We start from the raw sequence: 14,323 nt of genomic DNA, 5'->3' as shown, positions 1-14,323 counted from the left end.
TAGATGACTATTACTGTATAATTAAGACATTAAATGACTTTTGTATTATTATAAGACATTAGAAGTCTTGTGTCAACTTAATTTTTAAAATTAACAGTCACCTAGCGACTATAAGGAGAGATAATGGCATTTGCTAACAAACTACGCGATCTAAGAGAAGCGAAAAACCTAACCCAAGAAGAGCTTGCAAAACTTTGCAACGTGTCCCTAAAAACCATATCCCGTTACGAAGCTGGCCAATCTAAGCCAAGATATAGGAAAACTTACGATGCCTTGGCAGAAGCACTTGATACCAGTCACGATTATTTGGTGACTGATGAAGAAGATTTTATCCTATCTGCTAGAGAAAGATACGGAAATGCTGCAGCCCGCGATGCTGAAGAAATGGTCCAAGGAGTCATAGGGCTTATGGCTGGTGGAGATTTGCCAGAAAAAGACAAAAAAGCAATACTTGATGCAATCAGCGAGGCCTACTATATTGCCAAAAGCGAAAATAAAAAATACGGGCTAAATAAGGAAAAATAATGGTATCCACCTATGACAAAATCTACGAGGATACACAAAAATTAATAAAAAAATACAAAAGCCGAGATCCAAAGGATATTTTAGAAAGCCGCGGGGTTTTTCTAATCCCCTTTGAAACTCCCACCACCCTTTTGGGCATGTATAAGATAATTAAGCGCAACCGTTTTGTATTTTACAATCCTTTCGTAGATGAAAGAATAATAAATATGGTCTTAGCCCATGAGCTAGGCCATGACATATATCACAAAAATGAAGCCAAAAATGGTTTTGCTGAGTACGAGCTTTTTGACATCAACACCGAAATGGAAATTGAGGCAAATATTTTTGCGGCTCATTTGCTTTTAGATGAGAAAAAACTAATGGCTGACATCGAAGAAGGCTACACTTACCAGCAATTAGCTAGCCTTTATGATGTAAATGTAAATCTTATGATCTTTAAGCTAAACGAAATGCACAGGATGGGATTGCCTATAAATAAAAATATTGCCGATTCTAAATTTTTCACCAAAATAGACGGAACTGACGAATTTTACGGGAACTTAGAATGATAGACCATGCAACTGAAATAATAAAAGAATTGCTAATAAAAGAAGAAAATGTAAATATAGCAGTAGATATGACTGCAGGCAATGGCCATGATAGCAAATTTATTTTGGAAAATAATAAGCCTAAAAAACTTTTTGCCTTTGATATCCAAGAATTGGCCAAGGAAAATACCTTAGCCTTGATAGGTAAAAATCCAAACTTTTCCTTTATCTTAGATAGTCATGCAAATATTGATAAATACATCAAGGAAAAGATTGACCTAGTAGTCTTTAACCTGGGATATTTGCCAAAGGGCGATAAAAATATTACTACAAATTGGAGGTCTACAATAATTGCCATAAAAAAATCCCTAGAACTTTTAAGTCCTAGTGGAAAGATTTTTATAACCGTTTATCCTGGCCATCCAGCTGGAGAAATCGAATCTGAAAAAATAACTGAATTTTTTGAAAATTTGGATTATAAAAAATATACAGTTTTAAAACTTGCTTTTGTAAACAAAATCAACAAGCCACCCTATGTGTTGGCTATCGGCCACAAAAATTAATTTGTGGCCTTTTTTAATATTTACTTGCTCCATTTTTAGTCGCCACCACTATGGTGTCATTTTCAAAACGGATGCCAAGGACATCATCAATTTCATTTACCTTTTCGCGGCTTCTTTTTTCGATAAAAATAATTTTCATGGTCCCATCAGGATTTTTGTTGATGCCAATGACTGTGCTTGGTTTAAAATAATTTGCCTGATATTTATCCCAGGATTCATCCTTGGAATATATCCTGTCCTTATCTGATGCATAAAGGCTGATAATTTCTTTTTCGTTTTCTAAGTCTTTTGAAAAATAAAGTTCTGGAGTTTGATATCCTACACTTATTAGCTCCGCTGCTTCTCCTCTTTTGCCTGCTCTATGGACTTTCTATAAAGTTCATAATAATTATTTTCATTATTGAAAGTTGTGTAATAAATAGGGTTTCTATATTTTCTCCATCTATTTTTACCAATTTGTACTTATGATTAGTGCTATCTCCTATAACAAAAACATTATCAGCATTGTCGATATCATAAGCAAATTCGGAAAGATTTGGATTTATAACCTCACTTTAATTGCCGTTTGGATTAAACTTTATTAATTTTTTATCGATTGGATCATAGTAAATTTACATTTTGTTGGTATCCATGGGATTTCCTGTAAGTGTGGATTTGGAGCTTCCGCCCTACATCTAACTAAAAAACAAATAAAAATACCAATAAAATCTTAAATCTTTTCATAAATCCATTATGCTATGCAAAAGAAAAAAAGGACCACAATTGTGATCCTAATTTTTATTTATTAAAGCTCGATGTCAACTGACTCTAATTCATTTTCTGTATTTAGATAATAAAGTTTATTTCCAGATATTTTCATACCCCTAATTTGGGTATCAAGCACTGTTTCACCACTTGACATATTGATAACTTTAAGTGGTTTTGATAATTTATCATCTATTTTTTGAGTTTCATAGTAGAAAATATTATTTCCTATGATTTCTTGAGATCCTTCCTCTGACCATAGGAATGGGAATTTTTGATCATTGGCATAGAAATTGTCATTATCTGCCCTATATATTTTCCAAACTGGCTTCCCATTTTCAAATCTTTTTTGTCCAAATAGGTATTGGAGGTTAAAGTTTTTTTCTAATAATTCTGCTTCTTGATCATCTCCTTTGGATAAATCTAGTTTATATAGGTCAAAATTATAAGCGTTTTGATCCTCATTATCCCCAGGCTTTGTAAATTGTAATTCTCCATCGATTACTACGGCATCACCAGTTATATCTTCTGCTGTTGCCTTGAAGTCATGAACTTCGCCAGTATCAAGATCTACATATCCAATGGCTGATTTTTCTTTATCTAGTGTTGGTGTTCCATTTATCTCAGCCTTGCTTTGTTGATCATGAAAACCATATATCCTATTGCCAATCATACCAAGCGGCCTGAAATCGTCGACTCCTGGGAATTCAAATAATGTTTCAACATTTTTATCATTCATTCTGACAATTGATACTTGATCATAAATATCTTTTTTTGATTTTACAAAAACATTGTTGGTGTATTTTACATATGTATAATATTCAACATCTGTATCAGCTATTGCATTCCCATTTTGATCTACAAGTTCACCGTTTTCATTTACACTTGAAAATGGACCAAATGGATTGTAAAATAAATCATCTTTACTTACTTCTTGGCTAGAATCTTGATCTTCTGATTGGTCTTCTTCTTTTGATTTTTCCTCTTTACTATCATCAGCGCTTTCTTTTTCTTCTGTTTCTGCTTGCTCTTTTTTATCATCATCGCTAGATTCTTCTGGTTGTTCTTTTTTATCACTTGTATCGGCAGATCCATCAGCTTCGCTATTTTCTTTATTATCTTCTGCTTTTCCTACTTCAATTACTTGAGTGTCATCTGTTTTTTCGCTTACTTGACTTTCCTTGTTATTTACATCACTTTTTGGTGCATCTTGGTTCGCACATCCTACTAAAGCCAGTGAAAGAGCCATTATTGGTATAATTTTTTTCATAATTTCCTCCTTTAATTTGCTCTTAGGGCATCAATTGCAGATAATTTTGTAGCGCGTCTTGCTGGTAGGTATCCTGCTAGCACTCCTACTAGGGCCGAAAATCCAACCCCCACTAAGGCCAGCCAAATTGGAATAATGATTAACTGACCACCCTGTGCTATTGCATCATTCATACCCGAAAAAGCATTATTAATAACTTTACTTACTAAAAGTGAAATCAAAAGCCCAAGGACACCTCCAAATAATCCTATAAATCCAGATTCTATTAAAAACATGGTTTGGATATCTGAAACGGAGGCTCCTATAACTTTCATAACCCCAATTTCCTTTTGGCGTTCGTAAATACTCATCAGCATTGTGTTTATAATACCAATTGCAGAAACTATAAAGGCAATGGATCCTATCCCTCCAAGTATTAGCATAATTGTCCTGGTTTGATTTTGAATCTCTTCATTGGCCTCAGCCATAGAGTTTGTTTGATAACCTAATTGCTTAATTTCTTTTTCTGTTTGTTCTACATTTTTGGCATCATCTACTATTACTTGCAGATTTTCATAATTGATTTTCTCATCACTTTCTGGAATAGGATTGCCTTTTTCATCAAAAGATTGGTTTAATGATGGAGCTGATATTTTGCTATCTTCTTCTTTTAGCTTTTTATAAGTGGATTCAGAAATATATGAACCCCATCCACTTAAAAATGAGTTGTTATTTAGCTTACCTGCTATTTCTATGGGCACATCTATGGAGTCTGGTTTATTTTCTTCGACTCCTTCCACTCCATCTTCATCGTTGGGATTCCCAAAATTAACTCCATCATCTTCTTGATCTTCCATCACCCAACCTAATCTTACAAAATATTGGTGGGATGCGTAATCAAAATCTTCTACTGGCTCCATCATGTAGCCCCCATCTCCCGTATCAGTTTTTTTGTTTGCTGCTGCGTTTTGTCCAAGAAGGATTTTGTTATCTTCATTTGGACTTGGTGGATTACCAAATTCTAGCATATCTTTTTTTATCATTGAAAAAACATTGTCAGGGATTATATCTAATGACCCGTCTATCTCATAATCGTCGCTATCAGATATCAGTAGTTGGACATATATATTTTTACTTGGAACAACTGCTTTTACGTGGCTAACTCTTTTTAAATCATTCAAAACTTTATCAGTAACTTGTAAAGATCCATCTCCAGACCCATCCATTACATTTATGGTGGTTAGTCTTTGAAAGGATTCAATCATTTCTTTTTGTGAATTGCTTATCCCCTCTGCAAAGGCTAGCATCAAAATAATTGAGGTTGAGCCGATTATTACAGATAAAATTGTAAGAATTGTCCTAGATTTACGACGCCAAAGATTTCTAAGGGCCATGATAAATCTATCAGATATCTTCATCGTCGATTATTAACTCCTCATTTTTTTTATCTTTTTTGCGTTTTCTAATTAAAAGGCCTACTAGGGCAAGAATTATTATTAGCCCAATCCACAAAAATGGAGATGTAAGTAAGCTGCCACCTGCATCCATATTTTCTTCCATTCCTTGATCAACTGGTATCATTTCTCCAGTTTGAGGATCCTCTATCATACCTTCTTCCATGCCTTCATTTCCCATGCTAGTCACATCTGTATAAAAATCTTTGGTATCAGTGTGGACATTTCCTGCTGAGTCTTCATAGCTTAGCATAATTTTTCCCTCTACTGGCCCTTCACTGTCTGGCGTTACATTAAATGTAAAAGTTTCCGTAGATCCTGAATTAAAATTACCTATAAAACGTCTATCATTGTCAATTGTAAATCCCTTACCGATTACATCGCACATAAAGGTATTTAAATTGTCCTTGCCGGTGTTGTAAATATTTACACTTACTTGAGTTTGGCTACCCACCATCAAGTCCTCGTGTTTTACCTCACCAATAGTTACATTTGCTCTTTGAACAACTGGGATACCAATTGATTCCTTAGTTTGGTATTGGTTTCCCAGATAATCTTCATATTCTAAAGTAAGACCAATCACATAATTTCCTGCTACGGCATTTGGATTTACCCTCATATTTGCATACTTAGTTGTAGAATTCCAAGGATAGAGGGCCGAAACATAAAAACTATTTGAAGTATTTACCGGGGTGAAAACAGATCCGTCGCTTACAAGGGCATTATTTTCTCCACTTGCTTGAGGTTGGGATTGAAGTTGCTGGTCTATGCTCACTTTTAAGTTATAAATAGAGTTTTTGTTGTTTGTGTTATAAAGGGTAAAGGCAAGATTAAATTCACCACCTGCCTCCACAGTTTTTGGGCTAATATTGTAATCAGAAATTATTAGCTTTGGTTGATTTTTCATTTGCACTGGAGCATTTTCACTTTCAGTGGCTTGGTCACTTGCATTTTCGCTGCCATTAATTTGTTGGTAGTATGTCATCTTCTAAAACCTCATCAATAGTTAAATTTTTGTGGATGTTTTGGATTTTTCCATCCCTCATAAATAGTGTTCTGTCGGCAAATTCTGTCATTTCATCATCGTGAGTTACCATGATAAAAGTTTGATTATTTTCCCTAGTAATATTTTTTATAAGCTGCATGACTTCAAAACTTGTTTTGGTATCTAAGTTTCCAGTAGGTTCATCAGCAAAAATTATTTTTGGAGTACCAACAAAGGCACGGGCAATGGATACCCTTTGCTGTTGCCCACCAGATAGTTCATTTGGCTTATTATTCATTCTATTTTCAAGGCCAACTTCCTTTAGTATCTTGTAGGCCTCTTCCTTACGTCTTTCAACATCTACTCCCTTAAAAGTTAAAGGAAGTGATACATTTTCCCAGGCAGTTAGATACGGCAAGAGATTATAAGACTGAAAAACAAATCCAATATTTAAATTACGAAATTTTGTAATATCTGTTTCTCTTAGCTCATTTAAAATGATATTGCCATACTTTATTGTGCCTTTTGTAGGATATTCAAGGCCTGCTAGCATATTTAAAAGGGTGGATTTTCCAGAACCACTGGTTCCTAAAAGGGCGATAAATTCTCCCTTATTGATATTTAGATTTATTCCATCCAAAGCCTTTATAATATTGCCGCCAACCTTATAATATTTTTTTAAATCGCGTACTTCAATAAGCGCCATATTGTCTCCAAAGTTTTATGTATATTTGTGTACTTAAAAATAAATTATAAAGTAGTGTAGTGTTAATCACCACACAGTATTTGCAAAGATTATATCATCATAGTTTTTAAAAAGCAATTAATTTTATATTTCATATATATTTATTAGCTAAATAAAAAAGCAGATATAAATCTGCTCAAAGTTTAAATTATTTAATATAGGATATTTCATCAGTTCTTACATCCCAAAATATTTCTGAATACTCTCCCTCATATATTTTTAAAATCTTATCCATAGATAGGCTCATTCCATCCATTTTTTTAAATTTTTCATAGTCAACCCAAGAAATATTGCCCTCGCGATTTTCTGCTACTAATTTGCCAGAAAAATCTGTGGTTTGGTACAAAAGCCCCACGTCCTTAAATTCTTCTCCAAGCCAAGTGATAAATCCTACAAATTTTAAGTTTTTTATATCAAGGTCTGTTTCTTCTTTTGCTTCGCGAATTGCAGCGGCCATTAAGGATTCATTTTCTTCTACCTTGCCTCCGGGAAAGGTTAGTCCTTCCCAACCTTCTTTTTTGACCTTGTCTAAAACTACTACTTCATTAGTATTAGAATTTATAATTTTTATCATATTCATTAGTCTAGTTTTCATTTGTTATCCTTTAATTAAATTTACCTATTAAAAAAGAGTAAATATTTCTATCTACTCTTTTTTTATACTATATTTTTTTTACTTTTACACTTATAGTTTTATCATTTAATTCGATTGGATCAGCTTTTACACTCTCTTTTGATAATTTATCTGCTAGTGTTTCTGCTTTTATTTCTTCTGCAAATTTCTCGATAGCCTTATTTAAGTCATCATCTGAATCATAGGCAATCTCTATGTGATCTGTTACTTCAAAACCGCTATCTTTTCTTAGATTTTGAATTTTTGAGATAAATTCTCTAGCATATCCTTCTGCTAGTAAGTCTTCTGTGATGTCTGTATCAAGGATTACAAATACATTTCCATCCATTTCAACATCATAGCCTTCTTTTGCAGAAATCCTGATATCTAAGTAGTCTTTTGAAACTTCGTATTTTTCGCCATCTAGGTCGATTTCTACTGGACCATCTTCTACACTTGCTACAAAATCTTTTGCATCTACATTTGCAAGATATTTTCCAAAGTCATTTACCTTTGATTGGAAAATGCGTCCTACAACCTTAAAGTCTGGTTTTAGGAAGTAGTCCATAAATTCTGAAAGGTCAGCTGCAAATTCGATTTCTTTTACATTTAGCTCTTCTTTTATAAGACCTATTAAATCAGAAATCCTATCTTCATAACCACCATCAACGATGATTTTTGCAAGTGGTTGACGCACTTTGATTGATTCTTTTTCACGAGAAGCACGACCTAAGTTAACTATTTTTCTTACTAGTTCCATATCAGCTTCAAGATTTTCATCTATCATTGCTTCGTTTACTTCTGGTAGTAATTCTGTGTGGACAGTTTTTGCACCAGTTAGGTTTCTATAAACTTCTTCTGCAATAAATGGTGTAATTGGAGCGATTAATTTTGTAATTGTTGTTAGTACTTCATAAGTTGTTTTATAAACAGCTTTTTTAGAGTCTGTAAGATCACTATTCCAGAATCTTTTTCTGTTACGACGGATGTACCAGTTTGATAAATCTTCTACTACAAAATCAGAAATTAAGTGAACAACTTTGTTGTATTCAAATACTTCCATTTCTTCATAGTAATTTTTAATTAGGGTATTGAGTCTTGAATATAACCATTTATCGATTTTTTCAAGTTTTACATCACCGATATTTTGTAAATCTTCTACGATTAATCCATCTGTATTTGCATATAAAGTAAAGAAGTTATACACATTTTCATAGGTTCTAAAGAAGTTATTTCTTACTTCTACAAGGCCTGCTTCATCAAATTTTGTTTGCATCCAAGCTGGTGATACGAAAAGAGAATAAAATCTTACTGCATCAGCTCCGTATTTATCAAATAGAGCAAATGGATCTAGGGTATTACCACGAGATTTACTCATTTTTTGACCATTTTTATCTACTACTAGGTCATTTACAAGTACGTTTTTGTATGGGGCTTTTCCCATGGTAATTGTAGAAATAGCCATAAGTGAGTAGAACCATCCACGGGTTTGGTCAATTCCCTCACAGATAAAGTCTGCTGGATAGTAGTTTTCAAATAATTCTTTATTTTCAAATGGATAGTGGAGTTGGGCAAATGGCATAGCTCCTGAGTCAAACCAAACGTCAATTACATCTGGAACCCTGTGCATGGTCCCACCACATTTATCACATTTTATAGATACATTATCTACATATGGTCTGTGAAGCTCAATATTTTCGTCTATATCTTCAATAGCAAGTTCTGCAAGTTCTTTTCTAGAGCCAACTGAAAGTGTGTGGTCACAATCATCACATCTCCAGATATTTAGTGGAGTTCCCCAGTAACGGCTTCTAGAAATTGCCCAGTCTTTTACATTGGCTATCCAGTTTCCGAAGCGTTTTTCCCCTATTGTTTCTGGGAACCAATTTACTTTATCATTATTTTCTACCATTTGGTCAGAAAATTTGCTCATTTCTATATACCAAGATGGTGTAGCATAGTAAACTAATGGTGTTTTACATCTCCAGCAGTGTGGGTAATTATGCTCGATTGTTTGTTTTTTAAATACTTTGCCTTCATTTGCTAGGTGGTGCCAAATATCTTCGTTTGTATCAAAGATAAATTGACCTTCCCAAGGAGTTTCTGTAAAGTTACCCTTTAAATCTACTGGTTGGATGAAAGCTAGATCGTATTTTCTACCGATTTGATAGTCATCCTCACCAAAGGCTGGTGCAGAGTGAACAATACCTGTACCATCTTCTGCAGAAACATAATCAGCCAGTGTTATTATAAAGGCATGGTCAGGGTCAACTTCAACAAAAGGTAGTAATTGCTCATATTTCATATATTCCATATCAGCACCCTTTAGGGTTTCTACTACTTCATAATCATGCTCTTCCATAAGTTTTTCTGATAGAGATTTTGCCATGTAATAGTAGCAATCATCTGTTTTATCATATACTTTTACATAGTCAAGATCTGGATTTACAGATAAAGCAACGTTTGATGGAAGTGTCCAAGGTGTTGTGGTCCATGCTAGGAAATATTCATTGTCTGTGTCTTTTTTCTTAAATTTAACTGTAAGAGTAATGGTTTTATCCATTTGGTAACCTTGAGCTACCTCGTGGCTTGCAAGACCTGTTCCACATCTTGGGCAATATGGCATAACTTTTGCACCCTCATAGATGTATCCTTTTTTAAAAGCATTATCAAGTAGCCACCACTCAGTTTCGATGTAATCATTATTCATTGTTACATATGGGTGGTCCATATCATATAAAAATCCCATGCGGTCTGACATATCGCGCCACAAATCAGAATATGTCCACACTGATTCCTTACATAGTTTATTAAATTTTTCTATACCATAGTTTTCGATATCATTTTTATCGTGGAAGTCTAATTGTTTTTCAACTTCGATTTCTACTGGTAGACCGTGGGTATCCCAACCAGCTTTTTTAAGAACCTTATAGCCCTTCATATTTTTATAACGGCTGGTCATATCCTTTAAAGTTCTTGCAATTACGTGGTGGATACCTGGTTTACCATTTGCTGTTGGTGGTCCATCATAGATTATATATTCCTCGGCATCTTCGCGTGTTTTAAAAGTTTGATCTAAAAGGTCAATCTCTTGCCAATATTTTTCTACCTTAGCCTCACGATTTCTGGTGTCGCTGGTATTTAAAGATTTAAACTCACTCATATTCTTCTCCTTACAAAAAAAGACCGTCCATATAGACGATCCACTTATTTCCAAAATTTACTCTTAACGATTGGTTTTCGTAGCAAACTACTAACTTCACTTGCTAAACTAAAAGATGATATTCACTTCTACTTTCACTAGCACATCCCACCAACCGTGCCTCTCTAAAGCTTCTATAAAAGCTACTGGTCTTTATAACATTTGTATAATATTTCTATTTTTATAATACTTATTAAAAATTTTAAGTCAAGCTATAAATGCTTGTGGACCTTAAATTTCTCTATGGTAAATACATCATGGCTATCAACATTTGCAATTTTTATAGCATCTTCAAACATCTGATAGTCTGATTCGTAATCATCCCTAAAAACTAGAGCAGAATTGTTATTGTATTTTAAAAACAATCCATGATACATACCAAACTCTTCCATATATTGAATTTGCTTAATTTTTGTAACTTCATAAACTGAAATGTATAAATTATCGATGTCTATATCAGACAGATCGATTGCATTGTTAAATACAGCTACATTTACAGCCTCATGGATTACATCAAGACCTATATCAGATCTGGTTGGATAAATAGACCCGCTTTTTTCGTGTCTGCCATCTTTATGAACAATTACAATTACTCCATTGTTATTATTTTTTAAACTTTCATCATATTCTGTTAGGTATTTGCCAGTCTCCAAATAGTATTTTATTGACTCTTTGGCAAGTTTTACTAAATCACTCATTTTACTTTTCCAATAACTTTTCTATTTCTTTTGCTATATTTTCTGGTTTCTTTTGGGAAGAGTAACGCTCTACTACATTTCCATTTCTATCTATTAAAAATTTTGTAAAATTCCACTTAATTTTATCTCCCAAAAGCCCTCCTTGGGATTTTTTAAGATAAGTATAAAGTGGGTCTTCATTTTCTCCATTTACATCTATTTTTGAAAATCTATCAAAGGTCGTGCCAAATCTTGCTGTGCAAAAATTTTGTATTTCTGCATCTGTACCAGGAGCTTGTCCTCCAAATTGATTGCTAGGAAAATCTAGAATTTCAAATCCTTGATCCTTATATTTTTTATAAAGTTCTTCTAGCCCCTGATATTGAGGTGTAAAGCCGCATTCTGTTGCAGTATTTACTATTAAAAGAACTTTTCCCTTGTATTTATTAAGGCTGAGATCATTTCCTTGATTGTCTTTTACTGTAAAATCATAAATTGTAGTCATTTAAAACTCCTTTTATTACGTATCTATTATACGTTATTTTTATAACATTTAAAGAAAAACTTTCTAATATTAATCAATGAAAAAGCAGGAGAATTTGAGCTGAACCCATAAACACGGAATAACTTAATAATATTTTAAGCGGAATGTAATCTGTAATCAACAGGTGACATTCCGTTTAATTTTGTCTTAATCCTGTCTTCGTTGTACCATTTGATATATAATTCTATTTCTTTTCTTAATTGATCATAACTTGTAAATTCTACACCATAGTACATTTCTTGTTTTAGTATACCAAAGAAGTTTTCCATCGGAGAATTGTCTAGACAATTCCCTTTTCTTGACATACTTTGTATTATATTTAGTTTTCTTAGTTTACTAGACCATGAACTATGTTGGTAATGGAATCCTTGGTCTGAGTGTATTGCTAAATTGTCTTTAGAACTAATACCTTTTATTGCTTTGTCTAACATTGAGTTGGTCAGTTTAATTGTTGGGTGATGACTTAGTGTATAGCTAATTATCTCGCTGTTATATGCATCTAGTATTGGTGATAGGTAGAGTCTATCTTCATGACCTTTAATTCTAAATTCAGTTATATCTGTTAACCATAGCCTATTAGGTCTACTGGCTTTAAAGTTACGATTAACTACGTTAGAAGCTATTTTACCTACTTGACCCTTGTATGATGAGTATTTTCTTGACCTAGTTTTAAATTTAGTGCATAAGAGTCCTTCTTGTTTCATGATTCTAAGAACTCTTTTATGATTTACTATTAAGCCTTTGTTTCTTAGAACTGTACTTACTCTTCTGTAGCCATACCTACCCTTTGTTGATTTAACTATTGATTTTATTTCTTCTTTTACTTCTTTGTCCTTGTCTACAGGATTTTCTAATTTAATTTTCCACTCATAGTATGAAGATTTTGGAAGCTTAGCTACTTTTATCCATTCACTTGCTTTTGTTTCAGGGTGTTCTTTAAGAAGATGAAGTATTATCTTTGTTTTTTCCTTGCTTCTGCTTCCTCTTCTAGTAGCAAGGCTTGAAACTTTTTTTCGAATAGTATTTGCATCTTTAGATATTTATTTTCTTCTCTAAGTCTTATTAGTTCTTCTCTTTCAGACTCAACTATTGGTTTTTCGTTCTTTGATTTCTTTTTTGATTTAGACATATCTTTCTTAGGCCTTCCTCTGTTATCTTCTAATCCAGATAAACCACGTTCTCGATATGCTTTCTCCCAGTTACATATTACTGATCCATTAGTGATATCAAAGTGCTCTGCGGTTTGCCTGTATGAGATATTATTGATTTGTCTATATTGTATTACAGATAGTTTAAATTCACTAGTGTATTTCTTGTTATTTTGCTTTTTAGTTAAGTCGTAAAACCCTCCTGAGTTATATTTGTTAATCCAATTTTCTAGAGTGCTATCAGGTATATTGTATTTGTTTGCTATTGCAGGTCGTCCACCTGTTTGACCTGATAAGTACTCCAGAACTAATTTAATTTTAAATTTTTTTGTATATTTTGGCATGAAAAAAACCCCTCAATCCATATTCCGGATTTTGGGGTTCAGCTCAATTTGACTCCTGCTTTTATATATATTTACTATAAAGATGAGTAGTATGAAATTTGATTTTTACCAAACACCAAATTCTGAACCTTTTGAAGATTCTTCAATGACTTTTTTAGTTTGGTCGGTGTGGTAGTAGTTATCTACAAGATCTTTTAAAATTGCACTATCTTTTTTATCTTGTGTTGTTGCGATAACATTTACATAAATTTGTTTATCTGGATCATCTTTATCTTCTAGGAAAATCGCATCTTTTGAAGGTATTAGGTCTGCATCTACTGCCATTCCTGAGTTTATACAAGCAGCATCCACATCATCAAGACTTCTAGCGGTTTGTGATGATCCTAGTAGGATGATTTCTAGATTTTTTGGGTTTTCTGTAATATCATCTGTTGTAATGTTATCCCCATCTTTACCATTTACTTTGATTAGTCCTGCACTTTGAAGTAAGAATAGTGATCTAGCTGAGTTTGATGGGTCATCTGGAATTGCAATTCTCGCCCCATCTTCTAATTCATTTATATCTTTAATTTTTGAAGAGTATATACCAAGTGGAGCGATTACAGTATCTGCTATTGCTTCTATATCTGATCCGCTTTCTTCATTAAATTGATTTAAGAATTTGTAGTGTTGGAAAGCGTTGATATCAATATCACCTGATAAAAGTGCTTCATTTGGCTCTCTGTATTCAGAAAATTTTACTAATTCTAGTTTTCTATCGCTATTATCAGCATTATATCTTTCGACAACATCATCCCAAACTTCGTTGTGTTCTCCAACTACACCAACTTTTATTGTATCTTTGCCTTCTAATGGATCTGTGCTTGATACTTCTGTTTGTGATTTATTTTCTGCTGGTTGTGTTTTTGCTGTTTCGTTGTTGTTTGCTCCACATGAGCTTAGGCCTAAAATTAAAGCTAGTCCTAAAGAAATTTTGCTAAGTGTTTTCATTTATATTCTCCTA

General features: G+C 33.3%; 15 protein-coding genes. 3 read left to right on the top strand and 12 right to left on the bottom strand.

Annotated elements, in window-relative coordinates; translation table 11 throughout:
- Positions 1-123 precede the first annotated feature (123 nt).
- From ACKRLN_RS00245 to ACKRLN_RS00235, 3 genes are read left to right on the top strand one after another with little or no spacing between them, the layout of a single operon-like run.
- Positions 124-525: a helix-turn-helix domain-containing protein gene (locus ACKRLN_RS00245; RefSeq protein ID WP_203127452.1), complete on the top strand. Its 402-nt coding sequence runs from the start codon at positions 124-126 to the stop codon at positions 523-525.
- Positions 525-1,073: an ImmA/IrrE family metallo-endopeptidase gene (locus tag ACKRLN_RS00240; protein ID WP_416334903.1), complete on the top strand. Its 549-nt coding sequence runs from the start codon at positions 525-527 to the stop codon at positions 1,071-1,073. The genes ACKRLN_RS00245 and ACKRLN_RS00240 overlap by 1 nt, the downstream gene beginning before the upstream one ends.
- A complete protein-coding gene (locus ACKRLN_RS00235) occupies positions 1,070-1,615 on the top strand; it encodes a tRNA (mnm(5)s(2)U34)-methyltransferase (protein WP_416334902.1) in 546 nt (181 codons plus the stop codon). The genes ACKRLN_RS00240 and ACKRLN_RS00235 overlap by 4 nt, the downstream gene beginning before the upstream one ends.
- Positions 1,616-1,628: 13 nt before the next feature.
- Here the strand turns inward: ACKRLN_RS00235 and ACKRLN_RS00230 are convergent, their stop codons facing one another.
- The 12 genes from ACKRLN_RS00230 to ACKRLN_RS00175 all read right to left on the bottom strand — a co-directional run bounded on the left by ACKRLN_RS00230 (position 1,629) and on the right by ACKRLN_RS00175 (position 14,310).
- Positions 1,629-1,754, bottom strand: coding sequence for a hypothetical protein (locus ACKRLN_RS00230; RefSeq protein WP_416334901.1), 126 nt, complete (start codon positions 1,752-1,754; stop codon positions 1,629-1,631).
- A 645-nt stretch (positions 1,755-2,399) separates the two neighbouring features.
- Positions 2,400-3,629 carry a hypothetical protein gene (locus tag ACKRLN_RS00225; RefSeq protein WP_416334900.1) on the bottom strand — a complete coding sequence of 410 codons (1,230 nt, stop codon included), beginning with the start codon at positions 3,627-3,629 and terminating at the stop codon, positions 2,400-2,402.
- Between the two features lie 11 nt (positions 3,630-3,640).
- Positions 3,641-5,026 carry an ABC transporter permease gene (locus ACKRLN_RS00220; protein ID WP_416334899.1) on the bottom strand — a complete coding sequence of 462 codons (1,386 nt, stop codon included), beginning with the start codon at positions 5,024-5,026 and terminating at the stop codon, positions 3,641-3,643.
- Positions 5,013-6,047, bottom strand: a complete 1,035-nt coding sequence (locus tag ACKRLN_RS00215) for a COG1361 S-layer family protein (RefSeq protein WP_203127447.1) — start codon at positions 6,045-6,047, stop codon at positions 5,013-5,015. Before ACKRLN_RS00215 ends, ACKRLN_RS00220 begins: the two co-directional genes overlap by 14 nt.
- The gene (locus ACKRLN_RS00210; RefSeq protein WP_296141840.1) at positions 6,025-6,753 is read right to left on the bottom strand and encodes an ABC transporter ATP-binding protein; all 729 of its coding nucleotides are present in this window, start codon (positions 6,751-6,753) and stop codon (positions 6,025-6,027) included. The genes ACKRLN_RS00215 and ACKRLN_RS00210 overlap by 23 nt, the downstream gene beginning before the upstream one ends.
- A 187-nt stretch (positions 6,754-6,940) precedes the next feature.
- Complete coding sequence (locus ACKRLN_RS00205; RefSeq protein ID WP_416334898.1) at positions 6,941-7,387, bottom strand: 8-oxo-dGTP diphosphatase; 447 nt, start codon at positions 7,385-7,387, stop codon at positions 6,941-6,943.
- Positions 7,388-7,454: 67 nt separating this feature from the next.
- Positions 7,455-10,568, bottom strand: coding sequence for an isoleucine--tRNA ligase (gene ileS / locus ACKRLN_RS00200; protein WP_296141844.1), 3,114 nt, complete (start codon positions 10,566-10,568; stop codon positions 7,455-7,457).
- 251 nt (positions 10,569-10,819) lie between these two features.
- Complete coding sequence (locus ACKRLN_RS00195; RefSeq protein WP_203127443.1) at positions 10,820-11,305, bottom strand: hypothetical protein; 486 nt, start codon at positions 11,303-11,305, stop codon at positions 10,820-10,822.
- A 1-nt stretch (position 11,306) separates the two neighbouring features.
- Positions 11,307-11,789, bottom strand: a complete 483-nt coding sequence (locus ACKRLN_RS00190) for a glutathione peroxidase (protein WP_416334897.1) — start codon at positions 11,787-11,789, stop codon at positions 11,307-11,309.
- A gap of 134 nt (positions 11,790-11,923) precedes the next feature.
- Positions 11,924-12,847 carry an IS3 family transposase gene (locus tag ACKRLN_RS00185; protein ID WP_416335365.1) on the bottom strand — a complete coding sequence of 308 codons (924 nt, stop codon included), beginning with the start codon at positions 12,845-12,847 and terminating at the stop codon, positions 11,924-11,926.
- Positions 12,781-13,320 (bottom strand): transposase, encoded by a 540-nt coding sequence (locus ACKRLN_RS00180; protein ID WP_416334863.1) that lies wholly within the window; start codon positions 13,318-13,320, stop codon positions 12,781-12,783. The genes ACKRLN_RS00185 and ACKRLN_RS00180 overlap by 67 nt, the downstream gene beginning before the upstream one ends.
- Before the next feature lie 105 nt (positions 13,321-13,425).
- Positions 13,426-14,310, bottom strand: coding sequence for a MetQ/NlpA family ABC transporter substrate-binding protein (locus tag ACKRLN_RS00175; protein WP_295884495.1), 885 nt, complete (start codon positions 14,308-14,310; stop codon positions 13,426-13,428).
- Between the last annotated feature and the right edge of the window lie 13 nt (positions 14,311-14,323).

The organism is Anaerococcus sp. AH8042_DFU013_CI05, from assembly GCF_047936775.1.
GTDB lineage: Bacteria > Bacillota > Clostridia > Tissierellales > Peptoniphilaceae > Anaerococcus.
This window is presented reverse-complemented; position numbering and strand designations above follow the sequence as displayed.